Source organism: Caproicibacterium amylolyticum (assembly GCF_014467055.1).
Classification (GTDB): domain Bacteria; phylum Bacillota; class Clostridia; order Oscillospirales; family Acutalibacteraceae; genus Caproicibacterium; species Caproicibacterium amylolyticum.
This window is the reverse complement of the sequence record NZ_CP060696.1, coordinates 2,209,236-2,225,303: the sequence shown is the minus strand read 5'-3', so window position 1 is coordinate 2,225,303 and position 16,068 is coordinate 2,209,236. Positions and strand designations below refer to the sequence as shown.

Here is a 16,068-nt window from a genome sequence, read left to right as displayed (position 1 = left end):
AGGCAGAAAAGAGATTATATGGATTTTCAATCATTACAAATTATGCAGCCGATTCTTAAAAATCTGGAGCGCGAGGGTTACAAAACACCCACACCGATTCAGCAGCAGGCAATTCCACAGGTGCTGCTGGGACGCGACTTGTTCGGATGTGCGCAGACCGGAACAGGAAAAACAGCTGCATTTGCAGTGCCGATTCTGCAGCATTTGGAGGAAAACCGGGTCAGCGGGCGCCCCATTCGTGCGCTGATCCTGACCCCGACCCGCGAATTGGCAATTCAGATTTTTGACAATTTCCGGACCTACGGCAAAGGGCTGCACCAGACCTGCTGCGTCATTTTCGGAGGTGTCAGCCAGAACGGTCAGGTGCAGAACTTGCAGCGCGGTACGGATGTGCTGGTTGCGACACCGGGGCGGCTTAATGACCTGATTGGGCAGGGCTATATTGACCTTTCGCAGCTTGAAATTTTTGTGCTGGATGAAGCGGACCGTATGCTGGACATGGGCTTTATCCATGATGTAAAAAAGGTGATTGCCCAGCTGCCGCAGCAGCGTCAGAACCTGATGTTCAGCGCAACTTTGCCAAAGGAAATTCGTGCACTTGTGGACAGTATTCTGCAGAATCCTGTGAAAATCAGTGTAACTCCTCCGGCAACAACGGTTGAAGCCATCGACCAAAGTGTGTATTATGTAGATAAGGGCAACAAATGCCGGCTGCTCGTCTGGGTGCTCAAAGACCCGCGCATTTCCTCGGCGCTGGTGTTTACACGTACCAAGCACGGTGCTGACCGTGTCGTGCGTGATTTGACGCACGCCGGTATCTCCGCCGCTGCCATTCACGGTGACAAGACACAGAATGCACGGCAGGCGGCACTTTCCAAGTTTAAGAATCATCAGATTCGGGTGCTGGTCGCTACCGATATTGCCGCACGCGGTATCGACATTGATGAACTTTCCCACGTAATCAACTATGATATTCCGGAAGTGCCGGAAACGTATGTGCATCGCATTGGCCGTACCGCGCGCGCCGGTCACAGCGGAACGGCGCTTTCTTTCTGCAGTATTAATGAAAAAGCGGATTTTATGGGAATTTTAAGGCTGATTAAAAAGGAAGTCCCGGAAGTCGACGAGCATCCGTACCCAATGCAGGAACTGGTGCCTATGACGAGAGAAGAGATGCACCAGAAACAGCTGGAGCGTCAGCAGTCTGCAAGGGCCGCCAGAGAACGCCGCCAGCAGAAAGAAACGACAGGCAAAAGCCGCCGTCCGGAAAGAAAGCAGAACGCCGCAGCTAAGAAAAACGAGCCCGCCCAGCAGCGCCAAAAAGCACAGGCGAAAAAACGCCCCGCGCAGAAAGCAAATCAGAGCCCGCGTACAGAAAAACCGGCGCAGCAGCCGCCGCAGAAACAGCAGCCGAAGGCACCGCGTGTAAAAACCGGAAAAGAAGGGCGTGTTCCCGCCGAAAGACATGAATCGAAGCACCATGAGGTGCGTCCGGAACTGGAAAAGTATCTGCCGAAGCCGCTACGCAAACGTCCGACCGACCAGCCGCTGAAACACCATCTGTAATTGTTTTTTCCAAATTAGGAGGAACTTTATGGCACTGTCAAAACCGATGCGCTATGCAATTGCGGCGCTGACACGCGGAACGGAAAAAGTGGACATCAAGGAAAAATACGAGTTGGTACGCCAGCTTACACGCGCCACACACCCGCAGCTGCTCAAGCCATCTTACCGTCCGTGGGACCACACTATCCAGTGCGGCGACCACGAAGTTCCGGTGCGGATATTTACGCCAGACGGTGAAAAGCGCCGCCCCGGCAGCCTGCTGTTGTTTTTCCACGGCGGCGGCTGGGTGACAGGCGATATTGATTCTTACAGTGACTCCTGCATCATGATGACGCGCATGACCGGCTGCAGCGTTGTCAGCGTAGATTACCGCTTGGCACCGGAGTACCGCTTTCCCGCGGGACTGGAAGACTGTTACGCGGCTGCGCAGATGATTTTGCAGAATGCGGACACTTTTGGTTCCTTCCCGGAGCAAGTCACCCTAATTGGTGACTCGGCAGGCGGCAATTTGGCCGCGGCGGTGTCCCTGCTTGCGCGGGAGCGCGGCGGGATTATACCTTCCCGCCAGATTCTGTTGTATCCCAGCACCTATAATGACCATAATCCGGAAACCTCACCGTTTGAATCGGTCCGCAGCAATGGGCAGGGAAATATGCTGACCGCACAGCGGATTGAGGATTACATGGCGCTTTACAGAAGCAATGAAGCGGATTTGCAGAATCCGTACTTCGCGCCGCTGCTTGCGCAGAATCTTTCCGCTCAGCCGGAAACTCTGGTACTTACAGCGGAGTTCGATCCGCTGCGGGATGAAGGGGAGGAGTACGGCAGGCGTCTTGCCCACGCCGGCAGCCGCACGTTTATTTACCGTGTGCCGGACTGCCTGCATGGTTTCATTTCCCTGCCGGGTCTGCCGGCACCGGTGCGGGAAGCATACCGGCACATAAATGAATTTTTAGACAGAGCCAAAGCTGAACCGCCCACCAAGTCTGCGGTGGATACAGGAGATTGCTGAAAAGCAAAGAAAGCAGGCCGGATGTGTTTTATTGTATTTTTCAAGAGATTTAAGAAGGTGAACCACATTGAGCCATCCAAAATTTCAGTGGGCCAGTTTGGATACGGCTGCAAAAATTTTTCCATGTACCACCAGCCGCAGAGATTCCAAGGTGTTTCGAATCGTATGTGAACTGAAAGAGCCGATTCAGCCGCAGAAGCTGCAGGAGGCATTGGATAAAACTATCGATTCTTTTCCGGGGTTTCAAACTGTAATCAAGCGCGGACTTTTCTGGTATTATCTGGAGCACACTGACAAAATGCCGGTCGTGCGGCAGGAATATCGCTCACCCTGCCCACAGCTTTATGATAAAGATGTGCAGAAGCTGCTGTTTGAGGTCACTTACTTTGACTGCCGCGTCAATCTTGAAGTATTTCATGCAATTTCGGACGGCACCGGCGCCATGCATTTTCTGCGTGTGCTGATTTTTCATTATCTGAAGATGATACACAAAAAAGAACTGAGTGCCCTGACAGAGATGGACTACGACGCCAGTGAAACACAAAGTATCGACGACAGCTTCGAGCGGTATGCAAATCATCAGAAGGGACCGAAGATTCCAAAGGTTAAAGATGCGTTTTCCCTGCGCGGCGCAAAAACGCTGGATTACAGCATGAATGTGATTGTGGGGACTGTTCCGGTTCAGAAATTGCTTGACGCAAGCCACAAGTGCGGTATTAGCCTGACCATACTGCTTTGCTCCCTTATGATTTTGGCAATTCATGAAGAAATGCCGGTGGAAGCCGAAAAACATCCGGTCGTGCTGGCCGTGCCAATCAATCTGCGCAATCATTTCCACTCTGCCTCTACGCGCAATTTCTTTGGTGTAATGGAGGTCAGCTATGACTTTTCAAAAGGCAGCGGCACCCTGCAGGACATTGCCAAGAAGTTGAATGAGCGTTTTAAGGCTGGGCTTTCCCCGGAGGAACTGCAGTACCGGGTGAACCAGTACATGGTTCTGATAAAAAATCCGGTTGCGCGTGTCTCACCGCTTTTTTTGAAGGATGAGGGGATGCGTTTTGGCAACTATATTGTCAGCAAAAAGGAGACCAGCGCGGTTTCCAATGTTGGCATTGTGCGTATGCCGGACGAGCTGATGCCTTTTATTGAAAAATTCGAGGTGTTTGTCAGTACAGAAAAACTGCAGATGTGCAGCCTGACCTTTGGCGAAAAAATGACCGTCAGTTTTTCCTCTGCCTTTGTGAACGCGGATGTGCAGCGAAACTTTTTCCGTTCCCTTACAGCCTTGGGGATTCCGGTGGAGATTGATACAAACTCTTCTGATGTGAAATAATGTTAAATGACACTTTGGGAGCATATTTATGAAATACTGTGAAAAATGCGGGGTCAGCGTGCGCGGCGAAAAAGAGCGCTGTCCGCTGTGCAATGCAGTTTTGCAGGGAGAACCAGAGGCCAGCGGCTTTCCGGAACTGCCGAATGAGCACAAGCGCCGCCGCCTGTGGATTTCAATCCTTGCGCTGGTCAGTGTGACGGCGTGTGTTGTGTGCTTGCTGCTGAATTTTATGTTCCGCGAGCGTGGCCCATGGAGTTTTTTTGTTCTGGGTGGGACGCTGTGTATGTGGATGATGCTTGGTATAGCGCTGCACAAACAGCGGAACATTCCCAAAACATTGGTATGGGAAGTCTTTATCGCGACTCTGCTCTGTGTGCTGTGGGACCACTTCACAGGATGGAACCGGTGGAGTATTAATTTTGTAATGCCGATTATCTGTATGGGTGCCATGGTTACGCTGGTGTTTATGTTCCGGCTGTTTCATGTGCCGTCCGGCAGCTTGATTGTTTACTTGCTGGTCGATTTTTTGCTGGGTGTTGTGCAGATGGTGCTGCTGCTTTCCGGCTGGATTACCGTACCGCTGCCCAGCCTGCTGTGCGTGGGAGTCAGCCTGATTATGTTGGCGGCAATGCTGATTTTCCGCGGCAGACATGTACGAGAAGAATTAAGGCGGCGGCTGCATATGTAAGCCAGCCTTTAGGGGTTGAGTGGGGATGGACTACAACGAACTGGCATCTGTTGGCACAGAGATTGGCAGGCTGTTGGTGAAGTACGGCGCCGAAATTTACCGTGCGGAAGAATCCATGAAACGTCTTTTTACCGCATATGGTGTGGCAGACAGCCACGTTTTTGCATTGACGACCTGCATTAATGTAACGGTGTGCCAATCAGGCGGTACGCCGATTACCCGGATCTGCAGGATCGATGACCGGTGCATTGACCTTGGAAAAATTGACCGACTCAACGATTTGTGCAGACGCGCGTGCAAAATGCATCCCTCACTTGTGCGCCTGCGGCACGAGGTGGAAGCGATTGAACAGGACCGCGGCAATTCCAAAACGCTGCGTGCGCTCGGTTTTGCGGGGGTTGCCTTTGCATTTACACTGTTTTACGGCGGCAATGCGGCAGATGCGGCAGTGGGCGGGATTACCGGTTTGCTGGTGTACTGGCTGCAGGACTTCTTCCTGAAATACCACGCCAATTCTTTCTTTTCAACGATTTTAGAAAGTGCAGTGATTGGCGTGGTGTGCCTGACTGCTGCTCACTTAGACCCCTATCTGAATGCCGACCGGATGATTATCGGCAGCGTTATGAACCTGGTGCCGGGTATTGCCATTACCAGCTTTATGCGCGACATCCTTTCCGCAGATTACCTTTCCGGGCTGCTGCGTTTTGTGGAGAGCCTGCTGGTGGCAATGGCAATCGCACTGGGTGTTGGTGCCATCATGGTCTTTTTCAGAACTCTGTGGGGGGTGTGACGCATGGAACTGCTGCTGCCCTGCTTTTACAGCTTCGTTGCCTGCATGGCGTACTGCCTGTGTGTTAACCTGCGCGGAAGACGGATGATTTGGGCATCTCTGGGAGGTGCCATCGGCTGGGGTGTGTACTTGCTGTTCGGTTTTGTGAATCAGGACATTTTTCAGTTCTTTATGAGTGCGGTGGCATCCTCCGCTTATTCGGAAATCATGGCGCGGGTCAATAAAAGCCCGGTCACCGGTTTTTTACTGGTTTCTATGCTGCCAATGGTGCCCGGCGGAGGGATTTATCACACGATGGAGTATGCAGTATCCGGTAACAATGAAATGTTTTTGAGTACCGGCCTGCACACATTCGGCATTGCCGGTGCGCTGGCACTGGGGGTGCTGTTGGTTTCTTCCACAGTGCGTCTGTACACAACGATTCACCGGCAGAAACAGGCAGAACGCTGCCTGCATCGGCAGAAATGAGAGCAAAAAACAGATAGGAAAACGAAATTAGTTTTCCTATCTGTTTTTTAATTTCTGCGGTTCAGGAAAAATAAGTGGTTTATGCTTCACTTTCCGTCGCTTTCTTAGAAAGCGGCTGGGGGAGTGTGGGCGAAGCCCGCCACGGTCTTATTCCTTGACCGTAAAGCTCTTAACATTGGAAAAAGAAAAACAGCAGTGCTAATCTGCGGCGGCTAAGCCACGCCGCATAAAACAGACCTTGGGAGCAGTTTACAGGCAAGGGAAAAGGTCGTGGGGTTGCGTACCGCTTTCCCAGCGACCTACACCTTTCTGTCCTGACAGGGGATTAACCACACGGGCGGTCGCTTTCGAAAAACAATCTTTTGCAGCGTTTAGCGTTGATGCTTTTTTCCTTCGTCCAGCCGCGCTTCAATCGCTTCGTTAATTAATTTCAGTGTTTTAATCCGCGCGTACTTTTTGTCATTGCCCTCAATAATGTGCCACGGGGCAAAGTCGGTGGAGGTGTACTGCAGCATATCGTTGACAGCAATTTCATACTGCGGCCACTTTTCACGGTTGCGCCAGTCCTCATCCGTGATTTTCCACTGCTTTGCGGGCGTGTTCTGCCTGTCCTCGAAACGTTTCAACTGCTCATCCGCGTCAATGTGTATCCAGAATTTCAGGATGACTGCACCCCAATCGTACAGCTGCCGCTCAAATTCGTTAATTTCACGGTAGGCACGCTGCCAGTCTTCCGCAGCGCAGAAACCCTCAATACGCTCCACCATTACACGGCCGTACCAAGTGCGGTCAAAGATGGCAACGTGGCCGTCTTTGGGCAGATGCCTCCAGAACCGCCAGAGGTAGTGGCGGCCTCTTTCATCTTTTGTCGGTGCGGCAATCGGCACAACTTCGTAACCGCGCGGGTCAAGCGCTTCGGCAACGCGCTTGATGTTTCCGCCCTTTCCGGCTGCGTCCCAGCCCTCATAGGCAATGATGACCGGAATCTTTTTGCGGTAAATCGTGTTGTGCAGTTCTGCAAGATGAGCTTGCTCTTTGCTGAGCTGCTTTTTGTATTTGTCATTGCCCAGCGACTTGGAGAGGTCTACATCCGCAAGTTTCGGCATGGAAATAAAGTGATACTGCCCGGGCTGAATTACACTGGAGGCGGGGCGCGGAGAAGCAGCCTGCTCCTGCCGCAGCTTCAGCGCAGTTTGCACGGAATCGTTTACAATACGGAACACTTCCAGTGTGCGTACTTCATCGTTCATGCCGGAAACAACATGCCACGGTGCGTAGGGGGTGTTGGTGTACTCCAGCATCTGGTCAAAGGCATCGCAGTATTTGTCGTACTGCCGGCAGCGGCGCCAGTCGCTTGGCGTGACGCGCCATTCAGTGTTTTTGTCGCTGTCCAGTTTTTCCAGCCGGGCTTTCTGCTCTTTTTGAGAGATGTGCAGGAAAAACTTGATGATTAAGTAGCCGTTGTCGGTAAGGCCGCGCTCAAAGCTGTTGATTTCGTTCATGTGGCGCAGGTTGGTGAGGTCGTCCACTTCGTCTTCTAAACGCAGAATACTGACTTCCTGATACCAGGAACGGTCCATGATGGACATCTGTCCGGCTTCAGGCAGGGTCAGCCAGTGCCGCCACATAGTTGGTTCGCGGCGCTCCAGTTCGGTGGGCGGCTGGGTGTTTACCACGGTGAACCAGCGCGGGTCAAAGTTTAAAATCAGGCGGGAGATGACGCGCCCTTTGCCGGCGCCGCCCCAGCCCTCAAACAGGATGATGACCGGCAGCCCGGCGGCTTTCATTGGGCCGTCCAGTGCGGCAAGGGACTCCTGCAGCGGTTTGACCTGTTCTTTATAGTTTTCTTTTGAGATGGTTTTTTTCAGATTTGCTTTTTCCAGCATGAGGAAGCCTCCTGTCAAATACGCAGCATTTCAGTGAACTGCAGAGTAAAATGTTTAATTTATAAAGATTGGTATAAGTATACACGAATTTACTGGAAACTGCAAGAAAATTTAGAAATAACAACGAATCAAACAGGCCGTGCTTTAGCGTGCTTTGTGTTTTGCTTTTGCATAAAAATGTGGTATAATGACGTGTAACTGAATGTGAAAAAGTGACGGGATACGGGAAGGGGGCACTGCCGTGATTGTGCTGGGAATTGATCCCGGTTACGCGATTGTCGGCTGGGGCGTTCTGCGCACGCAGGCGGGGCGCTATATCCCGCTGGCTTCCGGTGCGGTCATGACCCCCGCGGGCATGGAGTTCGGCAGGCGGCTGCAGCAGATTTACGAAGAAATGACAGCAGTGCTGACCAGGTGGAAACCACAAGCGGCGGCGATTGAAAAGCTGTATTTTCAGAACAACAAAACGACTGGCATCGGTGTGGCGGAAGCGCGCGGGGTCATTTTGCTTGCTTGCCAGCAGGCGGACTGCCCAGTTTATGAGTACACACCCATGCAGGTAAAGCAGGCGGTTACCGGTTACGGCAAAGCGAAAAAGCCGCAGGTCATGGAAATGACCCGCCGGCTTCTGCACCTGAAAGAAGTACCAAAGCCGGATGATACAGCGGATGCGCTGGCGATGGCGATTACGCATGGGCAGGCCAGTATCAGCGCCATGCGCCGCCGTACACTGGAAACTTTCCGGCAGTAGAGGAGCAAAGAATGTTTTACAGTATAAAGGGTACCCTGACACATACCGAGCCGAATATTGCCGTGGTAGAATGCGGCGGCGTTGGCTTTTTGTGCCGTACAACCATGAATACACAGAAAGTTCTGCCGCAGATTGGGCAGGAAGCAAAGCTTTATACGCACCTGAATGTGCGGGAGGATGCATTGGAACTTTTCGGCTTTGCCACGCAGGGGGAACTGAATTGCTTTAAACTGCTGACCAATATCAGCGGTGTCGGCCCCAAAGTCGGGCTGGCGATTCTTTCAGCGCTGACACCGGAGCAGGTTGCCGCCGCTGCCGCAACAGGGGACAGCAAAGCTTTTACCCGCGCAAACGGCGTCGGGCCGAAGCTTGGACAGCGAATTGTATTGGAAATGAAAGATAAAGTCAAATCCATGCAGGCAGCTGACCCCGGTATGACGCCGCTGCCCGCCGGCGTACCCTCTGCCGCGGGCAACGCAGAAGCGGCGGTCAATGCGCTGACCGTGCTGGGGTACAGCAGCAGTGAAGCCAGCAGCGCGGTGGCAAGGCTGGACAGCAGCCTGCCGGTGGAAGAACTGATTCGGCAGGCACTGAAGGGGTTTGCCGGATAAAAAGTCGATGCGCTGCTGTGCCCTTTCGTCAAAAGTTCCGCCCGCCCTTACAGAAAAGTTTTCGCCAGCCTTGTTCACAAGGCTGTAGGTGTGGGCGAAATCCACGACCTTAATTCCTTGACTTTGCCCTTAGAATCCGCAAAGGATTTTGGAGAGGAGGGAAACGCTCCAAAAGGGAGCGTTTCCCGTGGAGAACCCTAATAAGGGGTTCTCCAGCACCGGCGGGGCCGGTGCCTGCCTTTTTGTACTTGCACCTTGGAATGCAAGCATGGTTTTGGTTTTTACCTACGTTTGTTTTCCTGAATTTACAGTTGCTTGTTGGTTAAGCTTGTGGGGCATTCTGCTCTACGCCCTGAGTACCTTTCTGTATCAGCAGAAAGGTACCAAAGACAGACAAGGGCTGCTGCCCTTGACCTGCGAGCGTGAAGTTCGCCGAATTGGCTTTACAGGCCGCGCAAGAAGAAAACACCGAAACCGGCGCAAAACGTCGGCTTTCTGCTTGCGTGCGCAAAAGACAATTCTAAATTGGCTGTTCTGCCGGTGAGAAACATGCATGCTAAACCTCGTTTTCGCTTGCGCAAAACGCCGGCTTTGCCGCTGTACGGGGCACTTCGCGCCCCTGCTGCGTTTTTTACATAGAACATTTTTAAGCAAATTTATAGCTTTATTCTATTTAAGAATGAATACATTCAACGAAAGGAGGCAGGCACATGGAATATACAGAGGATGATTTTGACCTTGAAAACCGCATGGTTGCGCCGGAATATACACCGGAGGACGAGGAAACGGAAAATCCGCTGCGGCCAAAGCACTTGGAAGATTATATAGGCCAGGAAAAAGTAAAGGAAAACCTTTCAGTGTTCATTGAAGCGGCACGTCAGCGCAAAGAAACGTTGGATCATGTGCTGCTTTATGGCCCGCCGGGGCTTGGCAAAACGACGCTTGCGGGCATCATTGCGAATGAACTGGGGGTCAACCTGCGCATCACATCCGGCCCGGCGATTGAGCGCCCGGGCGACCTTGCAGCGCTGTTGACAAATCTGAATGCCGGCGACGTGCTGTTTATTGATGAGGTGCACCGCCTGCCGCGTACTGTAGAGGAAATTCTGTATCCTGCAATGGAGGATTACTCCATTGATATTATTACCGGAAAAGGGCAAATGGCGGCAAGCTACCACCTGCCGCTGCCTAAGTTTACGCTGGTGGGTGCCACCACCCGCGCGGGGCAGCTTTCCGCACCGCTGCGTGACCGCTTTGGTGTGGTGCTGCGGTTGGAAATGTATTCTCCGGAGGAACTGGCGCAGATTGTTTCGCGCTCCGCAAAAATTCTCGGTATTGAAATCGAAGCGGACGGTGCACTGGAAATTGCTTCGCGCAGCCGCGGCACGCCGCGTATTGCGAACCGGATGCTCAAGCGTGTGCGCGACTTTGCACAGGTGACCAGCAATGGTGTAATCGACTACAATTCCGCAAAGCTTGGCCTTGACCGTATGGAAGTGGACGAACTGGGGTTGGATGCGAATGACCGCCGGATGCTTTCCACTATGATTCAGTATTACAATGGCGGGCCGGTCGGGCTGGACACGCTTGCCGCCGCAATCGGTGAAGAAGCGGTGACGCTGGAGGATGTGTACGAACCTTACCTGATGCAGATTGGTTTTTTGGCGCGCACACCGCGCGGTCGTGTGGCTACAAAGGCTGCTTACCTGCATCTTGGTTTGCAGCCGCCGGCGGAGGGTTCACCGGAACAGCAGCGGCTGTTCTAAAAATTCCATTCTCTTTATATCAGGTTCATATTCATCCATAATAATAGGAATCTGCGCGGTCGGTCTGCAAAAACGTTCCTCTGTGCAGAGCATTTGCATGAAAATTTTACGTATACTTTATAACATTGAATAAATCAGAAAAACAGGAGTGTAAACGGTATGGGAAGACTTTTTGGTACAGACGGTGTGCGCGGTGTCGCAAACAGTGAACTGACCTGTGAACTTGCACTGAAAATTGGCCGCGCGGCGGCTTATGTTCTGACAGATTCCGGAAACCGCCACCCCAAAATACTCATCGGCAAAGACACCCGCATTTCGTCTGATATGCTGGAAGCTTCCATTACAGCGGGACTGTGCAGCGTTGGCGCGGATGTGGTGCAGCTTGGTGTGATCCCGACTCCGGCAGTGGCGTATTTAGTTGGCAAGTATAAAGCGGACGCAGGTGTAATGCTGACCGCGAGCCACAACCCCTGCCAGTTTAACGGCATTAAAATCTTTTCCGGTGACGGCTACAAACTGCCGGACGCACTGGAAGATGAAATTGAAGATATTATCCTGCATAATGCGGAAAAGCTGCCAGTGCCGGTCGGCGGGGATATTGGCACCGTAACCACTGCACCGAATGCAGTGCGGGATTATGTGAATCACATTAAGAGTACCGTTCCGTTTTCTCTGGACGGCCTGCGCATCGGCATTGACTGCGCAAATGGCGCGGCTTCCAGTACTGCAGAGGTGCTCTTTACGGAACTGGGTGCCCAGTGCTGCATGATTTCCAACCATCCAAACGGTGTCAATGTCAATGACAACTGCGGCTCTACCCATATGGAAAACCTGATGGCCTTCGTGCGCGAAAACGGTTTGGACGCCGGCGTTGCATTTGACGGTGACGCGGACCGCTGCCTTGCAGTGGATGACAAAGGCAATTTGGTGGACGGCGACTTTGTGATGGCAATCTGCTCGGCAGATATGAAGTCCCGCGGCAAGCTGGCAAAGGATACCGCTGTCGGTACGATTATGACCAATATGGGCTTTTCACGCTTCTGTGAAGCAAACGGAATGCACTTTGAGGCAACAAAAGTCGGCGACCGCTATGTTTTGGAGAAAATGCAGCAGGAGGGCTACAATTTTGGCGGTGAGCAGAGCGGTCATGTGATTTTCCTTGACTTTGCAACGACCGGTGACGGTCAGCTGACCGCAGCACAACTGCTGTCTATCCTCAAGCGCCGTCAGGCAAAATTAAGCTCGCTCGCCACGCTGATGACCCGTTTCCCACAGGTGTTGATTAACGTGGAAGTTGCCGCAGACGGCAAACAGCGTTTTGCGGGCGATGAAACCGTGCAGAAAGCGGTGGAAGCAGCAAAGCAGAAACTGGGGAATGATGGCCGTATTATCGTGCGCCCCTCCGGCACAGAACCGCTGTTGCGCGTAATGGTAGAGGGCTTGGACAAAGAATTGATTCATGAATTGGCGGAGAATGTTGCAGAGGTTTTGAAAGAACGTTTGGCGTAACAAAACCACTGAGTGATATGGCCAAAGCCTTGGGTTTGCAGCCTGACTCTGGAAAAATCAGGCTGCAGCTATTTATTGGATTGCTGTCATTTTTAAGGCAGCTATACGAAGGAGAAACAGAATGCGTACCGCAGTTTGGCAGGATTACGAATTACTAGATACCTCCCGCGGAGAGCGTTTGGAGCGCTGGGGAAATGTTATCCTCATTCGCCCGGACCCGCAGATTATCTGGGAAACACCCCGCAAAGACCCGCGTTGGAAGCAGGCGGACGCGCGCTACATCCGCTCCAGTTCCGGCGGCGGACACTGGGATGTTTTGCGCAGTGTGCCGCCTGTGTGGGACATTGGCTGGCAGGGCTTAACTTTCCGGCTGAAAACCATGGGCTTTAAGCACACCGGCATTTTTCCGGAACAGGCGGTAAATTGGCAGTACGCGATGGATAAAATTAAAGGAGCAGGTCGTCCCGTTAGCGTGTTGAATTTGTTCGGTTACACGGGTGCTGCTTCGCTGGCCTGCGCCAAGGCGGGGGCTTCCGTCTGCCACGTGGATGCCAGCAAAGGCATGGTGCAGTGGGCAAAAGAAAATGCTGCCGCAAGCGGCCTTGCGGACCGGCCGGTTCGCTGGTTGGTGGACGACTGCGTAAAATTTGTGCAGCGCGAGCAGCGCCGCGGTCACCACTACGACGCGATTATCATGGACCCGCCAAGCTACGGCCGCGGTCCCGGCGGGGAAGTATGGAAGCTGGAGGAACAGCTGTATTCCCTGGTGCAGATGTGCATTCCCATTCTCAGCGAAAAGCCGCTGTTTTTCCTGCTCAATTCCTACACAACCGGCCTTTCTCCGGCGGTGATGGAATATCTGCTGAGTGTGATGCTGCAGCCGCGCTTTGGCAGAACGGTGTCCGCAGAGGAAATTGGCCTGCGTGTCAGCAGTACCGGGCGCAGTTTGCCCTGCGGCAATACGGCGATTGCTGAATTTTGAAGATTGAAGATTTATTAATAAAAATCTAAAAAAATCTAAATTCGTCTATCCAGTGCGTTCAGGTCATCTGTATGACCGCGCGACACGAGAAGGAGACAAAAATGGAATTTATCAAAGCAGAAAATGTCCGCTTCACTTACGATGAACCGGACGCGGAAAACCCGGAAGCACCGGTGCATGACGTACTCAAAGGTATCAGCCTTTCCATTGAGCACGGCGAATTTGTGGCATTGCTGGGGCACAACGGTTCCGGTAAATCAACCATGGCAAAAATGTTCAATGCCATGCTGACCCCCAGTGCGGGCAAAGTCTTTGTGGATGGCATGGATACAGCAGATGAAAGCAAAACATTCGATATCCGCCGCCGGGTGGGTATGGTACAGCAGAACCCCGACAATCAGCTGGTTGCCTCCATTGTGGAGGAAGACGTTGCGTTCGGCCCGGAGAATCTGGGAATTGAGCCGCACGAGATCCGCAAACGCGTAGACGAGGCGCTGAAAGCTGTAGACATGTATGAGTACCGCACACATGCACCGTACAAGCTTTCCGGCGGGCAGAAGCAGCGAATCGCCATTGCGGGCATTCTTGCTATGGAAACCGACTGCATCGTTCTGGACGAGCCGACGGCTATGCTGGACCCGCGCGGCAGGGCTGAAGTAATGGAAACAATTCAGCGCCTGAACCGTGAAAAGGGAATAACCATTATTTTAATAACCCATTATATGGATGAAGCTGTACAGGCTGGACGCGTGATTGTAATGGACAGCGGGGAAATCCTGACACAGGGAACCCCGCGGGAGGTCTTTGCACAGGTGGAGCTGCTGAAAACGCACAAGCTGGATGTGCCGCAGGCGACCGAGCTTTCTTTCCGTTTGAGCGGTGCCGGCTGCAAAATGCCGCAGTGCGTGCTGACGATAGACGAATGTGTAGAAGCACTGGAACCGCTCCTTTCCGGAAAGGGGGCTTCTGCATGACACCGCTTCTGGAAACAAAAGACCTTTGCTACACCTATGGCGTGGGAACGCCGTTTGAAAAGAAAGCAGTGCAGAATGTCAACCTGCAAATCGGGCAGGGAGAGTTCATCGGTGTAATCGGCCACACCGGTTCCGGCAAAAGCACGCTGATTCAGATGCTCAACGGTCTGATTCGTCCCACTTCCGGGCAGGTGCTGCTTGCCGGCAGGGATATTTGGGAGGAACCCAAAAAAATCCGTGCGATTCGCTTTAAAGTCGGCATGGTGTTTCAGTATCCGGAAGACCAGCTGTTTGAGGAAACTGTGTTTAAGGATATTCAGTTTGGTCCGCGCAATATGGGTTTGACCGAGGGCGAAATCGAGCAGCGGGCGCGCGATGCTGCCAATTTCGTCGGACTGCCGGAAAACCTGCTGGAGAAAAGCCCGTTTGAACTTTCCGGCGGTGAAAAACGCCGGGTGGCGATTGCGGGTGTGATTGCCATGGACCCGGACGTGCTGATTCTGGATGAGCCGACCGCGGGACTTGACCCCGCCGGGCGCGATGTGCTGCTTAGCGAGATTACAAGTTACCACAAAAAGCGCGGCAATACTGTTCTGCTGGTTTCGCACAGCATGGAGGATGTTGCTCGTGTGGCAGACCGCGTGCTGGTTATGAATTCTTCGCACCTGCAGATGTTTGACAAAACCGAAGAAGTTTTTTCCCACAGCAGTGAGTTGGAGTCTATCGGTCTGCAGGTACCGCAGGTGACAAAGATCATGTCTTTGCTAAAGGCGCACGGCTACCCGGTGGAAACCTGCCTGACACTGGAACAGGCAGTCGGTCAGCTGCTTCCGCTGCTGACGAAAGGGGGTGCCGGCGCATGACCAGAGATATTGCGCTCGGGCAGTACTTCCCGGGCAAATCGCCCCTGCATCGGTTGGACCCGCGTGTGAAACTGGTGCTGACGATTGCATTTATTGTTTACATTTTTGTGGTACACAATTTTTGGGGACTTGGATTCCTTGTGCTGGTAACACTGGGACTGATGGCAGGCTCCAGTGTACCGGTGAAAATGTACTTCAAGAGTATGAAAGGCATTCTGTTCATTGTGCTGTTCACAGCGGTGCTGAATCTGTTCTACGGCAGTGGCCCTGTGCTGGTGCAGATTGGCTTTATGCAAATTACGATGAACGGCATACAAAACGCGATCTTTATAGCGGTACGTATCGTTTGTCTGATTCTGTTTAGCTCCATTTTAACATTTACCACATCGCCAACCGAACTGACCGACGCTATGGAGCGGTTGATGGCGCCGCTGAAAGTCCTGCATGTTAAAGTACACGAAATTGCGATGATGATGACGATCGCACTGCGCTTTGTGCCGACTCTGCTGGAAGAAACCGATAAAATCATGGCCGCGCAGAAAGCGCGCGGTGCCGATATGGAGTCCGGCGGATTGATGCAGCGCATCAAAGCATTGGTTCCGGTGCTGATTCCGCTGTTCGTTTCTTCGTTCCGCCGCGCGTATGACCTTGCAATGGCAATGGAATGCCGGTGCTACCATGGCGGTGAAGGCAGAACGAAAATGAAGATCCTGCATGTGCAGGCACTGGATTTTGTGGCCATTGGATTCGGCGCGGCGGTGCTGGTGGTCATCATTCTGCTGAATGTGTTTTTGCCGGCAGTACTGTAAAATGAACAAAAGGGTGCTTGCCTTTGAAAGCAGCGGGGCAGGGCTCATAACTCTGACTTA

Annotated in this window: 16 protein-coding genes; 15 read left to right on the top strand and 1 reads right to left on the bottom strand. The window is 52.7% G+C overall.

Features of this window, described 5'->3' with window-relative positions:
- Nucleotides 1-18 precede the first annotated feature (18 nt).
- From H6X83_RS10640 to H6X83_RS10615, 6 genes are all read left to right on the top strand, one after another.
- A complete protein-coding gene (locus H6X83_RS10640) occupies nt 19-1,566 on the top strand; it encodes a DEAD/DEAH box helicase (protein WP_212506461.1) in 1,548 nt (515 codons plus the stop codon).
- A 28-nt stretch (nt 1,567-1,594) separates the two neighbouring features.
- Nucleotides 1,595-2,578, top strand: coding sequence for an alpha/beta hydrolase (locus H6X83_RS10635; protein WP_212506460.1), 984 nt, complete (start codon nt 1,595-1,597; stop codon nt 2,576-2,578).
- A 67-nt stretch (nt 2,579-2,645) separates the two neighbouring features.
- Nucleotides 2,646-3,911 (top strand): hypothetical protein, encoded by a 1,266-nt coding sequence (locus H6X83_RS10630; RefSeq protein ID WP_212506459.1) that lies wholly within the window; start codon nt 2,646-2,648, stop codon nt 3,909-3,911.
- 28 nt (nt 3,912-3,939) lie between these two features.
- Nucleotides 3,940-4,599, top strand: a complete 660-nt coding sequence (locus tag H6X83_RS10625; RefSeq protein WP_212506458.1) for a DUF6320 domain-containing protein — start codon at nt 3,940-3,942, stop codon at nt 4,597-4,599.
- A 25-nt stretch (nt 4,600-4,624) separates the two neighbouring features.
- Nucleotides 4,625-5,389, top strand: coding sequence for a threonine/serine exporter family protein (locus H6X83_RS10620; RefSeq protein ID WP_212506457.1), 765 nt, complete (start codon nt 4,625-4,627; stop codon nt 5,387-5,389).
- A 3-nt stretch (nt 5,390-5,392) separates the two neighbouring features.
- A complete protein-coding gene (locus H6X83_RS10615; protein WP_212506456.1) occupies nt 5,393-5,857 on the top strand; it encodes a threonine/serine exporter family protein in 465 nt (154 codons plus the stop codon).
- A gap of 371 nt (nt 5,858-6,228) precedes the next feature.
- On the opposite strand, the gene pap is transcribed toward H6X83_RS10615, so the two are convergent.
- Nucleotides 6,229-7,743 (bottom strand): polyphosphate:AMP phosphotransferase, encoded by a 1,515-nt coding sequence (gene pap, locus H6X83_RS10610; RefSeq protein WP_212506455.1) that lies wholly within the window; start codon nt 7,741-7,743, stop codon nt 6,229-6,231.
- A 241-nt stretch (nt 7,744-7,984) separates the two neighbouring features.
- On the opposite strand from pap, the gene ruvC reads away from it, so the two are divergent.
- From ruvC to H6X83_RS10565, 9 genes are all read left to right on the top strand, one after another.
- Nucleotides 7,985-8,494, top strand: coding sequence for a crossover junction endodeoxyribonuclease RuvC (gene ruvC, locus H6X83_RS10605; protein WP_212506454.1), 510 nt, complete (start codon nt 7,985-7,987; stop codon nt 8,492-8,494).
- An 11-nt stretch (nt 8,495-8,505) separates the two neighbouring features.
- Complete coding sequence (gene ruvA, locus H6X83_RS10600) at nt 8,506-9,105, top strand: Holliday junction branch migration protein RuvA (protein ID WP_212506453.1); 600 nt, start codon at nt 8,506-8,508, stop codon at nt 9,103-9,105.
- A 187-nt stretch (nt 9,106-9,292) separates the two neighbouring features.
- Nucleotides 9,293-9,649, top strand: coding sequence for a hypothetical protein (locus H6X83_RS10595; protein ID WP_212506452.1), 357 nt, complete (start codon nt 9,293-9,295; stop codon nt 9,647-9,649).
- A gap of 166 nt (nt 9,650-9,815) precedes the next feature.
- Nucleotides 9,816-10,871, top strand: a complete 1,056-nt coding sequence (ruvB, locus tag H6X83_RS10590; protein WP_212506451.1) for a Holliday junction branch migration DNA helicase RuvB — start codon at nt 9,816-9,818, stop codon at nt 10,869-10,871.
- Nucleotides 10,872-11,030: 159 nt separating this feature from the next.
- Nucleotides 11,031-12,380, top strand: coding sequence for a phosphoglucosamine mutase (gene glmM, locus H6X83_RS10585; protein WP_212506450.1), 1,350 nt, complete (start codon nt 11,031-11,033; stop codon nt 12,378-12,380).
- A gap of 121 nt (nt 12,381-12,501) precedes the next feature.
- Nucleotides 12,502-13,362: a class I SAM-dependent methyltransferase gene (locus H6X83_RS10580; protein WP_212506449.1), complete on the top strand. Its 861-nt coding sequence runs from the start codon at nt 12,502-12,504 to the stop codon at nt 13,360-13,362.
- A gap of 101 nt (nt 13,363-13,463) precedes the next feature.
- On the top strand, nt 13,464-14,336 hold the full coding sequence (locus tag H6X83_RS10575; RefSeq protein ID WP_212506448.1) for an energy-coupling factor transporter ATPase: 873 nt from the start codon (nt 13,464-13,466) through the stop codon (nt 14,334-14,336).
- Nucleotides 14,333-15,199 (top strand): energy-coupling factor transporter ATPase, encoded by an 867-nt coding sequence (locus H6X83_RS10570; RefSeq protein ID WP_212506447.1) that lies wholly within the window; start codon nt 14,333-14,335, stop codon nt 15,197-15,199. Before H6X83_RS10575 ends, H6X83_RS10570 begins: the two co-directional genes overlap by 4 nt.
- A complete protein-coding gene (locus tag H6X83_RS10565; protein ID WP_212506446.1) occupies nt 15,196-16,008 on the top strand; it encodes an energy-coupling factor transporter transmembrane component T family protein in 813 nt (270 codons plus the stop codon). Before H6X83_RS10570 ends, H6X83_RS10565 begins: the two co-directional genes overlap by 4 nt.
- Nucleotides 16,009-16,068: the final 60 nt, after the last annotated feature.

Coding starts and splice junctions, on each gene's coding strand:
- pap (WP_212506455.1), bottom strand. CDS start 7,743: ATGCTGGAAAAAGCAAATCTGAAAAAAACCATCTCAAAAGAAAACTAT.
- H6X83_RS10620 (WP_212506457.1), top strand. CDS start 4,625: ATGGACTACAACGAACTGGCATCTGTTGGCACAGAGATTGGCAGGCTG.
- H6X83_RS10635 (WP_212506460.1), top strand. CDS start 1,595: ATGGCACTGTCAAAACCGATGCGCTATGCAATTGCGGCGCTGACACGC.
- glmM (WP_212506450.1), top strand. CDS start 11,031: ATGGGAAGACTTTTTGGTACAGACGGTGTGCGCGGTGTCGCAAACAGT.
- ruvA (WP_212506453.1), top strand. CDS start 8,506: ATGTTTTACAGTATAAAGGGTACCCTGACACATACCGAGCCGAATATT.
- H6X83_RS10640 (WP_212506461.1), top strand. CDS start 19: ATGGATTTTCAATCATTACAAATTATGCAGCCGATTCTTAAAAATCTG.
- H6X83_RS10570 (WP_212506447.1), top strand. CDS start 14,333: ATGACACCGCTTCTGGAAACAAAAGACCTTTGCTACACCTATGGCGTG.
- ruvB (WP_212506451.1), top strand. CDS start 9,816: ATGGAATATACAGAGGATGATTTTGACCTTGAAAACCGCATGGTTGCG.
- H6X83_RS10565 (WP_212506446.1), top strand. CDS start 15,196: ATGACCAGAGATATTGCGCTCGGGCAGTACTTCCCGGGCAAATCGCCC.
- H6X83_RS10575 (WP_212506448.1), top strand. CDS start 13,464: ATGGAATTTATCAAAGCAGAAAATGTCCGCTTCACTTACGATGAACCG.
- H6X83_RS10615 (WP_212506456.1), top strand. CDS start 5,393: ATGGAACTGCTGCTGCCCTGCTTTTACAGCTTCGTTGCCTGCATGGCG.
- H6X83_RS10580 (WP_212506449.1), top strand. CDS start 12,502: ATGCGTACCGCAGTTTGGCAGGATTACGAATTACTAGATACCTCCCGC.
- H6X83_RS10625 (WP_212506458.1), top strand. CDS start 3,940: ATGAAATACTGTGAAAAATGCGGGGTCAGCGTGCGCGGCGAAAAAGAG.